Source organism: Pantoea sp. VS1 (assembly GCF_002207995.1).
Classification (GTDB): Bacteria; Pseudomonadota; Gammaproteobacteria; order Enterobacterales; family Enterobacteriaceae; genus Pantoea; species Pantoea dispersa.
Genome location: NZ_NHZE01000068.1, coordinates 1 through 17327 on the forward strand (window position 1 = coordinate 1; position 17327 = coordinate 17327).

Sequence of the window (17327 nt, forward strand, 5' to 3'; positions counted from 1 at the left end):
GTTTGATAATTTTTATTTGCCTAGATTAAAAAGTTACCTTAAGAAATATAGGATCAGTGATGTAGAGAATATTTCTGAATTTTGTTTAAAAAAACACCCCAAGAAGAACCCACTTCAAACACTGAATTTTTCACCGCTCATAATAAAAAGCAAATGAAAATCATTCTCTTCAGTTCATAAAAACATTGCCTTTATCAGTTTTCTTAGTAGAGCAAATAGAGGTTTTTGTTGAATTCAGGTGTATTATACGGAAAAATTCGGATTTTAAGCGTGATTTCAGATAAAAAGAATATAATTACATTCGGAGAGTTTATTCTCTCTATAAGAGTATACGCATTTCACGAAGTTGCCATGCTCATTTCAAGAAGAAAAGCTTCTGTTCACAAAGGCTCTCTGCATTGAAAAAAACTCGGCATCAGCTCCGTGAATGATGTCTTCTTTTCATAAAGTAATACCTGTTTTTTAAAAGGTGCACAATGAAAATAGCGTTTGAGCCTATTCTTAGTTCCGACGGTAAACTATACGCAGTCGAATGCCTCACCAGAGCTTATGGTAAGAAAGGCGAAAAATTGAATAACACTGAGCTTTTCTTTAAAACAGCGAACGGCGAAACGTTAAATGAAATTCTAAACTATCAACTAAATGTGATTGAAAAAAATCATCACTTTTTTTTAAATAAAAAAATACGCGTCAGCATTAATTTAAATTATAAATCGATTGGATTTATTGATCCGGAAACTCTTAGAAAGTTCAATGAGCTTGAAATGTTGTGCCTTGAGGTTGACGTACATGATATGCTCTTTCTGTCTGACAATGGGATAGAATTTCTGAATTCTTTGAATAATGAAATCTGGCTTGATGACTTGGATGCTAATGAAGAGTATCCCCATCTGAATTTAATCAAAAACATCAAATCAATAAAAATAGATAAATACAGTTTCTGGAGGGATTTTTCCAATAAAAACTCAGTTTATGAGCTAACAAAAAAATACACATCAAAGGATTTAAACGTTATCTTTGAAGGGGTTGAGAAAAATGAACAATTCCACACCCTAGAAAAAAAAAGACTTCTGTTTGGTCAGGGATATCTTTTCAAAGAAATTTGTGAAGACACCCTAAAAGACCTAACGGTGTTATTATCGACCACTCCGCATCATGGGGGTGACAATTTACCATGAAATAATTTTGTCTTAATTCATATAAAATATCGTGCACTTCTTTTGATAAAGATAAGGTTCTTTTTTATTGGGAGTCATAATTATAAAACTGGATTCTTCCATATATACTACAAAAGTCTCGCGTAATCTCATTCACATGTTTAAGCCACATGCCTCTTTATATTATCAAATTAAAATAATTTTTTATTCTGTCCGTAATTCTAAAAAAAAACAGGACCCTATATTGATGAAAAATGCACGTCGATGATAATTGAAGTGGGGGCAGACGTGCTTGAGAAATTAGTGACCCTGTAGGGTGACATGATAAATGGCTCTGTCGCATTAACAGTAGTCAGTTAACTTGTTTTCTACCTATCTTATCTGCCTATGCAACAAATCTGAACAGCCTACAAATGTCTGCACTTTCCCGTTGAATTTATTGTTCAGTGTTTTCTCTGATATCTTTTTTACTCATTAAGCCTGCGAAATCTGTAGTAGATAATGGCTGAACGCGGAATCACCATTGGTCGGTCAAAGTCAATGCCAAAAAATCAGTTTAAGAAACTATCATCATTAGGCAAAGCAAGTGCCTTAATAACCTGATTGAGCATGATGAATAAAATATCAAACGACCAATAAGTCTGATGCCTGGATTTGAATGTTTCTGTAGGGCACGGATTTTTCCATCTGTCTTTGAGCTGTTCTTCATAATGCGTAAGGGACAGTATCAACACACAAAGTGATGTATTGTCACCCGCAAAAAATTATCTCTGTTAACTAACATAAAACCGCAGCATAAACCTTTCTGACATGCATACGCTATTGCGATATAGCCTTATTTACCCATCAGGATGGGCGAAGCCAATTTATTCCACAGGAGCGTTTAGGATATACGAATGAAGAAATCCATAATAGGAATCATGATAGGTATTATACATTCAACTAATACTTATTCTGCCACTGATGCCCAAGGTAATGCAGTCGCAACCAGTGCAGTGACTAGCAAAGATCAGGTAGCTGGTAGCTACCATTATACTTATGATGATGGATATTTATCCTCAGCAGAGTCGCCATATAAATTTAAATCGACGGAGAATGGAGGTAGTTACGATATCAGTTATTATGATACAGTCAATGATAAAGATATTAAATTAACCTTTAATGAAGACGCTGACAGTCATATAGGTGCGGACGGTGGAGTTGATTACGCGATTAATGCTGATGATAGTAGCGCATATTATGAGGGTGACCTTGTTGATGGTGTAAAAATAAAAGCAACCAATAGCAGTGCTGTTGTTATATATAAAGGTTACACAAATAAAGCAGAGATTGAAAATTCTTCAGGTTCAACTCTGTTTTTAGACTCTAATAATGCAGAAGGAGCACAAATCACAAATAACCCAGACTCTTTTGCTTATATTATAAATAATATTGCAACTTCAGCAAGTATAAATAACTATAACTCTGCTTATATTTATATCAAAAATAATAATGCGGGCAATGCTACCATTCTTAACTCAGGAACAGCTGTTGTAATTAATAATGCGGTAGATAACGCTACCATTATAAACGATAACGGCACTATCGATTTAATTTATAACAATGCATCTGGTGCAAAAATAAGCAATGCCAACGGAGGGGTTCTCACAGCAAGAAATAACAAAATAGATAACGATTCGATTATCTCTAATAAAGATACAAGCACTGCATATTTGATTGAAAACTCAGTAAGTAGTGCTGAGATTATAAATAAAAATGCCAAAATGTATCTGTCTGGTAATTCTGCGAAAAGTTCAGTCGTTATAAATGAAAATGGGAGCATATATATAGATAAAAATACTATATCCAATTATTCTTCCGTGGAAAATAGTGGGGTAATTAAAGCTACGCTTAACACTGTCTCGTCTTCTTCATTTAACTCAACAGATGGCTCAATTTTACTCTATGGGAATAATGTCAGTAATACCTCTATTAATAACTCAGCAGAGTCTGTATTAGTTATTGGTGATTGTGTTGCAGGCGATGAAAATGGTTGTACTAAAAGCACAAAAACTACTGCTAACAACAGCACTATAGATACAGTAGGAAAAGCTATTCTATCAGGTACTCTTTTAGGATCGAATAATAATATTTCTAATAGTGGAACTGCCATTCTTGAAGGCCTCTCTGCTAGAGGTACTGACATTGTAAACAGCGGCTATATCTCTCTATTGAAGGATACTTCATCATCAATCGGTAATTTAACTAACAGTGGTTATATCCTTCTCAGCAGTGGTACAAACACGGCAAACATACTGACTGTTGATGGCAATTATGAAGGAATAAATGGAAATGTCGTCTTTAATTCCAAACTAAATGGTGACAATAGTAGCACCAATAAACTCATCATTACTGGTAATGCATCAGGAACTACTTATGTCACCGTTGACAACCAAGGCGGAAATGGCAGCCAGACCCTCGAAGGCATTGAACTCATTTCCACCGGCAGCTCTACGGCTGATGCCTTTGTGCAGAGCGGGCGTATAGTGGTGGGTAGCTATGAGTACCATCTGCAACAGGGCACCGCTTCCGGCACAAATATGAATAACTGGTATCTGACCAGCCAGAGTGACAATAGCGGTAATGACAGTAATGCCGGTACCGCGCATATCTATCGCCCTGAGCGCGGGAGCTATGCCTCTAACCTGCAGGCAGCGGCTACAATGTTCGACATGCGTCTGAAGGACCGTCAGGGCGGCAACGTATACATAGACCCGCTCACCGGTGAACGCCATAAGAGCAACCTATGGGTACGTTCAGTAGGCGGCCATTCAGAAGGCCGTATATCAGACGGGCAGTCAAAATACTCGACTAACCGGATGGTGTTCCAGCTGGGTGGCGCTGTCCTTAACGGCAGTCTGGGTGCTGATGATGCCTGGCATCTTGGCCTGATGGGGGGCTATGGTAAACAGTACAGCAATACGCACAACAGCCTGTCGGGGTATAACTCAAAAGGCTCTGTATGGGGTTACAGCACGGGCATCTATGGTACCTGGTACCAGAATGCGAATAACAAAACCGGTCTGTATGCTGACAGTTGGTTGGCCTGGAACTGGTTCGATAATTCGGTGAAGGGTGACGAGCTGTCCTATGAGAAGTACAAATCAAAAGGCGTGACGGCCTCCCTGGAAACGGGTTATGTCTTCCATACCGGCTCGTATATGACGTCAGGCGGGATGGAAAACAACGTCTACGTGACGCCACAGGCACAGGTGCTGTGGTCCGGAGTGAAAGCTGATGACCACACGGAAGCGAATGGCACGACGGTGGAAGGTCGCGGCAGTGATAACGTACAGACTCGCCTGGGTGTACGTCTGTCAATGACCGGTCAGAGCCATCTGGACAAGGGTTCTGTCCGTCAGTTCGAGCCGTTCGTGGAAGCAAACTGGTTGTATACGTCGAAGGACTATGGCGTGAAGATGGGGGACAACAGCGCGTATCTCCAGGGAAACCGCAACGTAGCTGAGCTGAAAACCGGTGTTGAGGGGCACGTGACCGAAAATCTGAGCGTATGGGGTAGCGTTGCACAGCAGATTGGGGGAAACAACTATCAGGGCACGCAGGGAGTTCTGGGCGTAAAATATAGCTTCTGACAGAAGCCATTCTGTGACGATTGATATGATCAAGCAGAGCCCCGTGATGGCGGGGCTCTTCACATTCTACCTGTCATTGCTCAATTTCAATCGCTGATTCGCAACAGCACAGGCGCGGTTTATATACACATCCAGGCAGTAACCCCCTCTTGCTTAGAGATAAGAGCAACGATTTTCTTCCGACGAGCCTTAAAAAACGTGCTGTTAATAAAATGACATTAACCCATTCACAAGGACACATCGTGCCGTGTAAACCCGGTATCCGACATGATGTCACGCTTGGGCATTACTGCCTGCCATCAACTCGATCACGTTTATAGACTTCATTACTGACCATGTCGTAGCAGCCTGTACCGCGGCGGGTGGCGTGTTTACACTTGTTTTTGGGTAAAACAAGACATGGGGTGACTCGTGCCTGCCAATGCTTACAACCACAGTTAAGTTGAACCATCACAAATTAGAGCAAGTGTCAATAAATTAAATGGGCTTTAACGTGACATTTTTTGGTGGATAATAATTCCATTTTTACCTGAAAGAATATTTGATAGTCTTATGCCTACTGAAATGTGCAGATGAATCACAATTAACTAAAAATCTATTTACTGTATTTAATGATTGTTAACCATCAACTTATAATTATAAGCTAATGCATTATACTTCTTGGGCTTGAAGAAAATAAAAAAATGAAAATCAATTCGAGATAAAAAATTTTACCCTCTAAGATTCACATAAGGTATTTGCCAGCGTTTGGATTTCGTGATAGCGATCCATATATGTGCACAGGGTACGCCACATGTCTTGTTGATAGGTGTAAGCATTTAGTGAGTGCTGTTAACATCTTCACCGATTAAATAAATAGCAGACTGGTTTCAAATAGCCTGAATGTTTGGTAATAAACACATTAATGGCAAATAATATTATTTTACTTGGCAGGGTTTAGGTGAAATTTTAATTCAAAGGGACGAGCGCATGATTTCTAATTTGAATGTTGAATTTCATAATAGTTGCTCACACTATTTTGTGGAAGGAATGAAGTATACTTATTTTCGAGAATGCGAACTCCTCTCACAAACTGCAGAAAAAATATTCCTTATTGATCTGAATTTTAACTCTTTCAGGAAAATAATTCTTGATGTTAGTCGCGGCATGTTCGAAGAGGAAAGTTTCTCTTTGTTTTTTATATTTATTGCAGGTGATGCATTAATACCGCTTGCGAATTACTTCATTTTGAAGAGTGAGTATAGAACTATCTTAGCAAGAAAAAAACATATTGATAGTGGGTCTGTTATTAAAATGAGCAGGGGTGTTATTTCCCCCGGGGCAATACTAACAGAAAAAGAATTTTTAACTCTGACATTATGCCTTGAAGGAAAAGACCCTGTTAAAAACGGCATTAACCCTAAGACATTTTGCAGCCGAAAATATTCAGCCCTTCGTAAGCTAGGTAAACCAAAATTTTCGCTGCTTTACTCATAGGTTTTTTTATGAATAATTGACCAACAAAGATTTCATGTCGTTATCAAATTTTTCTTAAAGCAATTCTATTCAGGGATTTTTGTCAAGACTTCGATCAGGCTGACATTTAAATCAGTCATTCTTACTTCGTATTATCAGGATCATAATAATGAACAGGAAATCAGCTTTTAAAGCCTCACTTCTCGCTGCATCAATGATGTCTGCACATGTATTTGCGGCATCAACAGTGACATTCCAGGGAGAGGTGGCTACTCAGACCTGCAGCATCAGCATAAACAGTACGACAAATGCTGTCGTATTAATGCCTACAATTCCACTCAGCGATTTATATACAGCGAGTACGACGACCACGGCCGTCGGAAATAGTGCTGGACTGACGCCGTTCACCATCTCCGTTACGGGTTGTACCCCCAGCAACAGCGCAGTGACGATGTACCCGGAGTTTCTGGGTACCAGTGTTGACACAAGTACGTACGCACTGGGCAATACCGCCAGTTCGGACGCTGCGACCGGCGTAGGAATTGCGTTATATTCAGATTCGACCGGGATGAATCAGATTAACCTCAACGGTGTGACCAGAGGTGCAGCGATGACACTGGCAGCCAACTCGACCTCGGCGACGGTAACCTACAGCGCCAAATATATGGCGACGAGCGCCACCACCACGGCAGGTAGGGTTACTGGCGTGGCGCAATACACTTTAAGTTATCTCTGACTGAATCGGGCTGCTGCAGGCAGCCCGATAATGACTGGCTCTAAATATGAAAACATTTCTGCTCTTTATTCTTATGCTTTATGTTCACGCCGCGTCAGCCAGCGTCATTATGGTGGGAACTCGCGTTATTGTACCTTCAGCAGCCAAAGAGAAAACGGTACAGTTTAACAACCCTGATCCTCAGCCATTCATTGTCGAAATCAAACTCAGCGATGAGCATGATCATTCTTTTCAGGTTCCCTTTGTGGCCGTCCCGCCGGTATTCCGTATAGAACCGCATCAGGGTCAGTCAGTGAGACTGATCCCAACAAGCGCAGAACAATTGCTGCCGCGCGACAGGGAATCTGTTTTTTATATGAATTTTACCCAGATCCCGGCACTGAAAAGATCTGCGCGCAACGATAATCAGTTAATCATTGCGGTTAAAAGCCGGGTGAAAGTGTTTTACCGTCCCGAAACGTTGACTGGCCAGCAGAGTGAGGCATTTAAATCACTCAGATTCTCGCTGAATAACGGCAAGGTAAAGGTAGAGAATCCGACCGGGTTTTATATTTCAATCAGCAGGGCGCTCTTTGTCAGTCACACCCATTCGGTAACGCTGACGGATGCGGTTATGCTCGCTCCCTTGTCCTCAATGGAATGGTCACCGGCAGAAAGGGTGGCATCATTGCGCGACGGGAAAATACGCATTACGCAGGTAAATGATTATGGCGCTTACGTTGAAAATACCAGGAATCCGTGATTTTCAAAAGGCGCACTCATTACTTTCAGCGTTATTTCGTGCCGCACTTATTTTCACGTTTTCTCAGATAAACTCATATGCCGCGGATGACGAATATTATTTTGATTCCTCCCTTTTTAAGGGCGGTAACTTTGACCAGGCGGCACTTGACAAGTTGTCCAGGCCTGATGCAGTGTTGCCCGGTGACTATCAACTCGACGTCTATATGAATCTGCGGTTTGTGGGCCGGTTCAAGGTAAGCGTTAAGCCTGGTCCCGGAGGTGATGCTCCGTGCCTTTCATCCGAACTGGTCAGGTCGATAGGGTTTAAGCATGTGAAGCCGGACACTAATGGCACTGCAGCCTGCCGTTTTATTGCTGATGTGGAGCCGCAGGCAACAACGCACGTGTCCATTTCAACGTTCAGAATGGACATTACGGCTCCGCAGTCACTGCTCGTCAGTAAGCCGCGAGGCTGGATAGACCCTGCTGAATATGATACCGGAGCAAATATCGGGTTTATTAACTATCTGGCGAACTATTATCACGTCTCTTATTCAGAAACGGACATCCGTAATCAGGATTCTGCATGGCTGTCGCTGAACGGGGGCGTTAACCTCGGCACCTGGCAATACCGACAGACAGGCTCTGCGACCTGGAATCAGCAGCAGGGCGGATCGTGGCAAACCGTCCGGAGTTATATCCAGCGCCCGATACCCGCTATATCCAGCCAGTTCATGGCAGGCCAGCTTATTACCAATGGAAATTTCTTTTCCGGATTGAGCTACAGTGGACTTAATCTGTCGACTTCTCAGGCCATGCTGCCTGATACACAGCAGGGTTACGCGCCTGTCATTCGCGGCATAGCCAGTACCAACGCGAAAATATCAGTACGCCAGAACGGAAACGAGATTTACCAGACAACCGTTCCGCCTGGCGCGTATGAAATCACCGACCTGAGTCCTACCAGTAGTAGCGGTGATCTTCTGGTGGAGGTGACCGAAGCAGACGGCACCATCAAGAAGTTTACCGTTCCCTTCTCGGCCGTTCCGGAATCCATGCGTCCTGGTGTTTACCGCTACAATCTGGCCGCAGGCAGAACCCGGGGCATGAATAAAAATGCCGATTTCGGTGATTTCATCTATCAGCGGGGCCTGACCAATGCGTTGACGGGTAACGGAGGCGTCCGGTTTTCCGAGGGTTATGCGTCTTCAGTACTGGGTGGCGTGTATGCCAGCGCATACGGCGCGTTGGGATCCGACATCACCTACTCCAGAGCTTCTTTGCCTGAGGGGAATACACTCCAGGGCTGGATGAGCCGCATCAGCTGGAGTAAGACTTTTGCGATGTCGGGGACCACTGTTTCGCTGGCGAGCTATCGCTATTCTACGTCGGGCTATCGTGACTTATCCAGCATTCTGGGGCTGAGATATGATTCCCTGAACGACGCAAACTGGCTTCAGTATGCCAGCGGCCAGAGGGAAAGATTTGACGTTACCCTGAGTCAGAACATGAATTCGCTCGGCAATCTTTTCGTTACCGCGGCTACCCAGAGTTACCGGAACGGGCGTGCACGTGACACTCAGTATCAGGTTGGCTACGGAAAGAATTTTGCCCGCGGCATTACCCTCAGCCTGGCCGTTAACCGCCAGCAGGTGGGAAGCTACGCAGACAGCGGGTACCGTGAAACCGCCGTTTCAGCAACAGTTTCCATCCCACTGTTCCCTGACAGCCCGCGCAGCGCATCGCTGAGCACGACATATAACCGCAGCGACACTGGCGGTAGCCAATATCAGACGTCACTCTCCGGCGCGCTGGATGAACAGCAAAGCGCGACTTATAGCGTAAGCGCAACCCATGACGAGCAGCTGCATCAGAGCACGCTGAGCGGAAGTCTTCAGGACCGCCTACCTAAAGTCTCTCTCGGGATGAATGGTTCAGTCGGAAAAAATTACTGGCAGGTTTCCGGGAATGCTCAGGGGGCAGCAGCTCTACATGCTGGCGGTGTGACCCTGGGGCCCTATCTTGGGGATACTTTTGGCCTTGTGGAAGCAAAAGGGGCTGAAGGTGCAGAGTTATTCAGCTCACCTCAGACCAGAATCGACGGCAATGGTTATGCACTGCTTCCCTCACTGACGCCATATCGTTATAACAGCGTGTCACTGGATCCGGCAGGCATGAAGGGCAATGCAGAAATTCTGGATAGTCAGAAACGGGTGGTTCCGGTTTCGGGGGCAGTCAGCAAAATTGTTTTTCAGACAAAAACGGGCACAGCAATGCTTATCACGGTGCGGACGTCTGAAGGCAAAACCATTCCTATGGGAGCAACGGTGATGGACGACAGCGGTAATCCGGCAGGTATAGCAGGCCAGGGAGGACAGATTTATGTGCGCGCTGAAAAAGATCGCGGCCATTTTACTGTTGAATGGGGTGACAATATGCGGTGTAGCATTCCCTACTCGCTCACCTCTACTGAACGCGGCATGACGCTGGTGACGCTCAGTGCCAGTTGTGAGAGATGAAATGAAAAAAATTAACTTATTACTCGCGGTCACGATTGCTTTTTCCGCCCTGACAGCGTTGCCCGCGGAGGCAACGTGCACAAGTACTGGTGCTTCACAAACTGAAGATGACCGTACCGCGCTGCTCCCCTTTGGCAAGGTCAATCTTTATGATACCTACTTTTCACCCGTAGGGACGCTGCTGGGCAGTGTGACAGTGCCCCCCACAAACTATACCTATGGCGGTGCTACCGCCTCTACCGTGTTATGGACCTGCGATCAGAGCGATCTGTCGAATATCTATTTTCTGGTGGCAACCAACGGAGATGACCGCGTTGGTGGTTTTTATGATATCGGTGCCACAGATGGCCTGACAGGTGTTTACGCCACTTATTTCGCCTATGTCGGACTTAAACTGACGATGAGCAGCCAGATACTAACACGCTACTGGCAGAAGGTGGCAGTCACCAGTTATGCCATTTCCGGAACAAAAATTCAGATCAGGCTTCAGGACATCCCCCCATTACAGGCTGAACTGTATCGTGTAAGCAGCTTACCGGGGACCAGCTCCGCATCATACTATTGCGGCAACAATAACACAGCGGGAAGCGGTATCGTCTATGGCACCACAGCAGGGGTCGCTTACAGCTGTACGCAACCGAATGCCTACATTCAGCTTTATGGCCCGGGGTTAACCAGTGACCAGGAGGGACAGGATAGTGCCTATAATTATCGTTTTTGGGGCGCTGATAATGGTTTCGGTTACGGCATGCGGTCGGTCAATCGTCTTTATAATACGCCGACATGCGTTGTGAGGAGCGCCACGCCTGTGGTGTTATTACCCTCTATTTCCGTTAACGAACTGAACAATGGTCTCTCCAGCTCCGCTAACTTCAGTGTCAGCGTTGAATGCAGCAACAGCGTAACGTCCGGCACCGCCAGCTCACAGACTGCTCTGGGATTTCAGGTTTCATCCGGTGCCTATAACGCGGCAAGTTCACTGGGGCTGGTCAACAGTTCAGGTGGCGTCAGCATGCTACTTTCTGACGATTACAATGCTGCCACAACGGCGCGAGGAGTGGGAATTAACATCGCCTACGCCAGCGCACCCACCGCAGCCCTGACGCTGATTGGTCAGACCGGTACAGATCCTTTAAACGGCAGTTATATGGGAAGTGGTGCGGGCTGGTATCCCGTTCTCAACAACGCCACGGCCTCAGGTAGCAGCGCGTCAGGCTACACTAACTATTCTTATAACTTTCTGGCGACGTTAACAAAAATCAGTGGACAGACGGTGACGGCCGGGAAGGTGAAAGCTACCGCCACCGTATTGGTGAAGGTCCAATGAGATACTTTCTCTGTCTACTCTTAAACTTGTGCTTGTGTCATGAAGCCACTGCAGGGGTTATGCCGTCACGCTCAAGGATAATTTATACGGCAAACAATCGTGAGCAGTCATTGATGCTGGCCAACACGAATACTTATCCGGTCGTGGCCCAGACCTGGGTTGACAACGGTGAAGGAACTCCCGATATCAACGATGTGCCTTTTGTCAGTATTCCGCCCGTTTTTAGACTTGAGCCTCATGGCATAAAGGGCGTACGAGTCATTTATAATGCGATTCGGGTGCCCCAGGACAGGGAGTCGCTTTACTGGCTTAATATTTATGAGATTCCTCCTGAAAAAAAAGACGCTGCCGGAGAAAACAGCGTTCTGATAACAATGAATACACAAATTAAGGTTTTTTATCGACCGCAGGGAATAAACGAAACACCTGAAAAAGCGCTTCCTGAACTCACTTGCCGCCGAAATGACGATAAATCAATAGTTTGTCATAATCCATCTCCGATTCATCTCTCGGTAATTGCAGTGAAAGTCCACGCCGGAACATTAAATTTTGGTGGGCGGGACGCCGACCTTTTGATACGTCCTTTTTCTGACAAAGTTTTTCATTTTAATCAGGTTTCGTCTGATTCATTTAGCATTGAATTTCGCTATATCAATGACGCTGGTGAACAACATACCTTCCTGTATAGCAATTGATTATCCCGGTTAGGGGTTTGAGGGCCAATGGAATAGTAGGTGAACGTGGACTCAGAGCGGACGAAATGAAGCTGCATCAGGCGACTGGTAGTGTCATCCACATAAACCAGCAGCGTGCAGGCCGGGCCGCGTTCCTCGAACCAGCGGTGATCGCAGCCGTCGATCTGTATCAACTCGCCGACTCAGGCACACCGGTAGCGGGATTGCTGAATTTTAGGGGCACGATCCCTGCGTGGGATCCAGAGACCTGACTGCATCATCAGCTTGCGCTCGGTCTCTTTAGACAAGACAACGCCGTGCAGTTCGGTCAGCTTCTCGCTGGCAAGCGTCGGACCAAAGTCTGAGAAGTGCTCGCGGATGATCTGAACCGCACGTTCAGCAAGGCCAGCAGGCAGCCGATAGTTGCTGGGCTTGCCGCGCCGTGTTCACGATAACGCCGCAGAATACGCTGAATCTGACAGACGGAGAGTTCGAGAAGTCACGCAGCTTCACGCTGCAGCAGAGTGTGGTCGTGAACGCGCTGAATGATGCCGAGCCGGTATAGATCTTTATCTGTCATGGTCACCAACATATAGTCTGCATCCTGAGCTGAGCCTTAGGAGATTTAGGGTTAGTTCAGGGACGACATCTGTGAATTGTTCCTTACGACATTAGCGCTTTGGAGTAACAATCAATGTCTATCCATATTGATAATGTCACCCTGATTTCCCATTTTTAAATGTCACCTTCTGATGTTTTCTGATGAAGAGAAAAGGGCAGTGAGCTCATTTTTTCTGGCTGGATTTAATCAGTGATGGTTCAGCCAGAACCGGATTGATTGCCCTGAGCTGTGCCTGAATCTGCGCCCGCCTTTTGGGCATACTCTGGCTGCGCTTTCTTTTACCTGCGGCTTCCAGCTCATCCTGCTTTTCCTGCGCCAGTTTCAGTACCGCACCGAGCCTTTTATTGTCAACGATGCGCCCCTGACTGATGCACTCAAGCTTGTCGAACATCTGGTATTCCAGGATTCTGCTGCCGTGATGGAATGTGAGCGTACCGTCCGGGTAGTCAAACGCCAGGATTTTTTCTCCGGCTATGCGTGAGTTTTCCTCAGTGGGTTCAACCAGATACAATATTTTATCGTACTGAAACGTCAGTGATTTTGAGAGCGTACGCAGCGTCTGCCAGGCGAAGATGTCATCCAGCTCCGGGCTGCTCTCTGAGACTGTGCGGTGCAGGTTTTTCGGGTATTTTGCCGGTCTGGCAAAACGACGGTTGAAGTCGCTGATGAAAGTTTCCAGCCAGGCGTTAGCGTTATCAATCCCGGTAATGTTCTCCAGCCGCATTTCTTTAACCAGTCGATCCTGCAGCGTCAGATTGGCGCGCTCGACGCGGCCTTTAGCCTGTGAGCTGTTGGCACAGATAAGATCGATGTTCAGGTCGTGTAGCGCGCGTCCGAACTGTGTCATGCTGGTACGTCGTGTCTCGGCCTGGCTGACGCGGAACACCGCATGCTTGTCACTGTAAAACGCCACCGGCTTGCCGTGTTTATCGATGTAGTCGCGGGTGGCCATCATGTAATCAAAGGCCGACTCACTCTGACAGAAACGCAGGTGCATCAGACGACCGGTCGCGCCATCAATATAAACCAGCAGGCAGCATTTTGGTGCGCGGCCTTCGAACCAGTCATGGTGTGAGCCGTCGATCTGGATAAGCTCGCCAAGGCAATCCCGGCGCTGGCGCGGCTGATAAATCCGGGGCTGACGGCGAGCGTGTGGGATCCAGAGTCCGTCCGCGGTCATCCAGCATCTCAGCGTCTCAACGGAAATCGTAATTCTGTGACGCTCCTGGAGTTTTTCTGCGGCAAGTGTGGGGCCGAAACCCACGTAATTTTCACGTAGCAGCGTCAGTATGCGGTGGCGCAGAGCTTCATCAATGCGATGCGTGCCGGGCTTGCCGCGTCGTGCGTCGGTAAGACCGGCTGCACCAGATTCGCGGTAGCGGTTCATCAGTCGCTGAACCTGACGTTCGGTAAGATCAAGCTGGGAGGCCGCATCACGGCGGCGAAGACGTTTTTCAATAACAGCCTGAATGACGGAAAGGCGGTGAAGCTCTTTGTTCGACATGGTCACCAGCATCAGCAGAGATCTCCCAGAAAAGGTGGCAAACGCGCCGCATCTGGCTGACATTATGAACTAGCTAAAAAGTGACATTATCAAATTGGACTCTCAGTCAAAGTGCGCATAATGCTATTTATGTTAAATTTAGTGACTCACACATCATCTATTATCATTCACATATTATAATGAAATTTCTTTAAAAAAACGTGCTTTTTTGCCAGTAATCGATAAGAGTATAAGCCCTGCCCGATTACTTTCCAATTTTTTGCTTCAATTGACGAAATGGAAGTTGAAAAGAGAAGCTTATGCAAAGTGAAGTATACATACTTGATGGTGATAAACCTTCTGCACTTGAAAGCAAATGTTATAATTGGGTTAACCATTGAAATTTAGAAAGCGATAAATAGCGGTCACATTATTAACGAAGTCAATGCCTGTAACCTATCGTTCTTGAAAGAAAAATGAAAAGTTATGAAATTAATTTATTGATACCGTCATTAATATAATGCATTAAATTTCTAAAGATTTTATGGTTGGTTTTTATCATGTTAATTGGATTCAAATATTATTATAAGCAGGGCTAGCCTGCTTTATATTCAATTTTTAGTATTGAAAAATCTAGGGCCTATATCTTCATAAAGATCTTTTATTATCCCTAGCATGGCTCTCATTAAAATGTTCCATGCTTGGTCATCGTATTTTTTGCTCATATTAAGTGGTCTAAAATGAACAATGTTATTCCTTAATTGATAGGCTTCTCTAGCTACTGGTTTGCTTGCATCAAATTCTGAAGATCCGTTGTAAGTATATTCATTATTCTCATATTTAATTATTCCTAGTGCAAAACCGAGCTCTTTAATATGAACAGATGAAGCTTTCGTAAAAAGCTCTTGTATCGACTCTTCTTCCTTAGGCCTCCATGAGAGAGACTTTTCTAGATAAGTAGCGATATCTTTAATAGATTCTTGGTTGAGTATTGTAAGTTGCGTTTTTAATAAATCAACTCGATGTTGAGCATACAATTGTTCAATGCATCTATACAGTTGCAGGTAAAATGATTCCCATGATAAGGAATTCATACCATGTATGATATTTATGTATGGAATAAATTCATTACCTTGTAAGAATATTTTTTCCAGTTTTTTTATAGTTGCGCTTTCTAAATGTAATGGAGAGTTGTCGAGTAATTTACAATTAATTATGCCCGCAGCTCTGTTAAAATTTTCAAGTAAAATATTGTCATTTAATAAAAGAAAGATTTTACAATTGGGGAAAAGTGTCTTTATATCTTCAAGTTCATGCCCCTGATATGAATTAGTTTCAACTTCTTCATCTCTAAAAAAAAGTTCTATTTTGTCCTTTATTTCAAAAGCCTTAGCCATTGTGGAAATATTTGATTCGGATGCGGCCAAACAAAAATACCCTGATGTAAGATGTATGTCATCCATTCCTTCAATTTCAACACCATCAAAATCACTAAAATCGCTAAAAACAATATAGTGAACTTTTTCCTTATGAGTTGCCTTAATTATTTTGAAAGTTCTGCTAACAGAGAATACCTCGCAATGGGCATTTTTCATTACGTCTCTGCATTCTGCAGTACTCTTTATCCATCTAGGTTTTCTAAAATTATTGAGAAAACCATTGAGGTTGATAACTCTGTCTTCTAAACGGGAAAAAATCACTGAATTAATTTGTTTTAGATTTCTCTCTGCCATTATCCCCTCCAGCACACTTCTAGAGTAGGAACATTAAAATTCTCATCAATTAAAATTTTGAAGGCGCTTTCAAAAAATGCTCTTTCATGTCTTCCTATTGCTGACCTTTTTTGACCGGAAAGACGTTCAGAAAGCACGTCAAGGCCTAAGAAAAGGTAAAGTTCTTCGGGGGATTTTTTTTCTAGTTCATCGATGAGGTTGTTACAATTGTGAATGATTTTATCTATTATTTTTTTACTTTCGCTTTCATCTTTATCCATTCCCAACCTTCCTAAAACAGATATCGAACAAGCCACTATGAATCCAATCCTAGCTGGTTGGCTATCAAAGATGTTTCTTCCTATGGTGTACTTTCCAGAAGTTTCTTCAATTCCCTCTGGTTGATTATCTCGACGAGATAAAACAGTATCTAATTTAACCATTAATTGTAACATAGGATAATAGAAATTACGAAACTTATCGTTAGATATGGCGTCAGCTATATCTAAACGAGAATATTCATCTGCTAATGTTTCTTGAGTGTCTATTTCAGTTTTTCTTAAACCAAAAGCAAGGTATGTTTCAATTATATCCTCTGCTTTGTATTCTCCACCATGAATGCGGCGTCCAGATTGGTCTAATGTAAAAAGTCTTTTGAATTTAATTTTTTCCTGCAGTTCAGCTATTAAAGGTGAATAAACGACTTGTAACTGCCTTTTAATATTCCATGGAACTTGCCCTGTATTAAGCACAAGCATCCTATATATAAGACTGTTGGTGTTATTTGTGATCCAGAATTCAATTCTTACGCTATTTCTTAAAACATTTTCATGTGCTTCTGCTGCATCAATAAGAGCTGTCGTTCTCTGCATTCCATCTATAATAGATACAGTCTCTGACCATTTTCCTTGTATAGATTCAATCAAGCTGACATTATTTTCTTCAGGTATTTTTTTAAACGAATCTTCATCAATGACAACGCCTATTACTATTGGAGGAAGGATTGTTCCTTTGACAATATCTTCAACCATTCGATTGCGGATTCTTTTAGCTGAAGTTGTACGGAGTGCGTCTCTCTGATAAGGTATGCCTCCCTTAGAGTTATAGGCTTTTCTGATCAATGAAAGATAATTTTCTATGCTCATGTTAATCAGAAGAGAAGTACAATCAACTCTGGAATCATGTAATACGTTTACAGATCCCACTTCGGATTCTTCCATTTATGAATCGCCTTTTAATGTTGATGGGTTATAAGATCTAAATATCTTATTCATGTTAATTTTAATT

The 17327-nt window shown here is 43.8% G+C and carries 11 protein-coding genes and 1 pseudogene; 8 read left to right on the forward strand and 4 right to left on the reverse strand.

The window, feature by feature from the left end; translation table 11 throughout:
* The first annotated feature begins 476 nt into the window (after window positions 1–476).
* From CBW22_RS22870 to CBW22_RS22905, 8 genes are all read left to right on the forward strand, one after another.
* On the forward strand, window positions 477–1178 hold the full coding sequence (locus CBW22_RS22870) for an EAL domain-containing protein (RefSeq protein ID WP_088517950.1): 702 nt from the start codon (window positions 477–479) through the stop codon (window positions 1176–1178).
* Window positions 1179–2053: 875 nt separating this feature from the next.
* Complete coding sequence (locus tag CBW22_RS22875; RefSeq protein ID WP_088517951.1) at window positions 2054–4789, forward strand: autotransporter outer membrane beta-barrel domain-containing protein; 2736 nt, start codon at window positions 2054–2056, stop codon at window positions 4787–4789.
* Between the two features lie 969 nt (window positions 4790–5758).
* Window positions 5759–6265: a hypothetical protein gene (locus CBW22_RS22880; protein ID WP_088517952.1), complete on the forward strand. Its 507-nt coding sequence runs from the start codon at window positions 5759–5761 to the stop codon at window positions 6263–6265.
* A gap of 148 nt (window positions 6266–6413) precedes the next feature.
* Window positions 6414–6980, forward strand: a complete 567-nt coding sequence (locus CBW22_RS22885) for a fimbrial protein (RefSeq protein ID WP_058776463.1) — start codon at window positions 6414–6416, stop codon at window positions 6978–6980.
* A 46-nt stretch (window positions 6981–7026) separates the two neighbouring features.
* On the forward strand, window positions 7027–7722 hold the full coding sequence (locus tag CBW22_RS22890) for a fimbrial biogenesis chaperone (RefSeq protein WP_058776462.1): 696 nt from the start codon (window positions 7027–7029) through the stop codon (window positions 7720–7722).
* The gene (locus CBW22_RS22895; RefSeq protein ID WP_088517953.1) at window positions 7688–10222 is read left to right on the forward strand and encodes a fimbria/pilus outer membrane usher protein; all 2535 of its coding nucleotides are present in this window, start codon (window positions 7688–7690) and stop codon (window positions 10220–10222) included. The genes CBW22_RS22890 and CBW22_RS22895 overlap by 35 nt, the downstream gene beginning before the upstream one ends.
* 1 nt (window position 10223) lies before the next feature.
* Window positions 10224–11549 carry a fimbrial protein gene (locus CBW22_RS22900; RefSeq protein WP_088517954.1) on the forward strand — a complete coding sequence of 442 codons (1326 nt, stop codon included), beginning with the start codon at window positions 10224–10226 and terminating at the stop codon, window positions 11547–11549.
* A 59-nt stretch (window positions 11550–11608) separates the two neighbouring features.
* On the forward strand, window positions 11609–12244 hold the full coding sequence (locus tag CBW22_RS22905) for a fimbrial biogenesis chaperone (RefSeq protein ID WP_176428171.1): 636 nt from the start codon (window positions 11609–11611) through the stop codon (window positions 12242–12244).
* Between the two features lie 32 nt (window positions 12245–12276).
* Here the strand turns inward: CBW22_RS22905 and CBW22_RS26850 are convergent.
* The 4 genes and pseudogenes from CBW22_RS26850 to CBW22_RS22925 all read right to left on the reverse strand — a co-directional run.
* A pseudogene (locus CBW22_RS26850) lies at window positions 12277–12815 on the reverse strand (ISNCY family transposase); the annotation flags it as partial.
* A gap of 193 nt (window positions 12816–13008) precedes the next feature.
* The gene (locus CBW22_RS22915) at window positions 13009–14349 is read right to left on the reverse strand and encodes an ISNCY family transposase (RefSeq protein WP_088517958.1); all 1341 of its coding nucleotides are present in this window, start codon (window positions 14347–14349) and stop codon (window positions 13009–13011) included.
* 590 nt (window positions 14350–14939) lie between these two features.
* Entirely contained in the window at window positions 14940–16061 is a 1122-nt protein-coding gene (locus CBW22_RS22920; protein WP_088517956.1) for a hypothetical protein, read from the reverse strand.
* On the reverse strand, window positions 16061–17260 hold the full coding sequence (locus CBW22_RS22925; RefSeq protein WP_141097351.1) for a hypothetical protein: 1200 nt from the start codon (window positions 17258–17260) through the stop codon (window positions 16061–16063). Before CBW22_RS22925 ends, CBW22_RS22920 begins: the two co-directional genes overlap by 1 nt.
* Window positions 17261–17327 lie beyond the last annotated feature (67 nt).

Bases quoted from the DNA above. Each gene is read 5' to 3' on its own strand.
- CBW22_RS22900 (WP_088517954.1), top strand. From the start codon at position 10,224: ATGAAAAAAATTAACTTATTACTCGCGGTCACGATTGCTTTTTCCGCC.
- CBW22_RS22885 (WP_058776463.1), top strand. From the start codon at position 6,414: ATGAACAGGAAATCAGCTTTTAAAGCCTCACTTCTCGCTGCATCAATG.
- CBW22_RS22870 (WP_088517950.1), top strand. From the start codon at position 477: ATGAAAATAGCGTTTGAGCCTATTCTTAGTTCCGACGGTAAACTATAC.
- CBW22_RS22875 (WP_088517951.1), top strand. From the start codon at position 2,054: ATGAAGAAATCCATAATAGGAATCATGATAGGTATTATACATTCAACT.
- CBW22_RS22905 (WP_176428171.1), top strand. From the start codon at position 11,609: ATGCCGTCACGCTCAAGGATAATTTATACGGCAAACAATCGTGAGCAG.
- CBW22_RS22915 (WP_088517958.1), bottom strand. From the start codon at position 14,349: ATGTCGAACAAAGAGCTTCACCGCCTTTCCGTCATTCAGGCTGTTATT.
- CBW22_RS22925 (WP_141097351.1), bottom strand. From the start codon at position 17,260: ATGGAAGAATCCGAAGTGGGATCTGTAAACGTATTACATGATTCCAGA.
- CBW22_RS22890 (WP_058776462.1), top strand. From the start codon at position 7,027: ATGAAAACATTTCTGCTCTTTATTCTTATGCTTTATGTTCACGCCGCG.
- CBW22_RS22920 (WP_088517956.1), bottom strand. From the start codon at position 16,061: ATGGCAGAGAGAAATCTAAAACAAATTAATTCAGTGATTTTTTCCCGT.
- CBW22_RS22895 (WP_088517953.1), top strand. From the start codon at position 7,688: ATGGCGCTTACGTTGAAAATACCAGGAATCCGTGATTTTCAAAAGGCG.
- CBW22_RS22880 (WP_088517952.1), top strand. From the start codon at position 5,759: ATGATTTCTAATTTGAATGTTGAATTTCATAATAGTTGCTCACACTAT.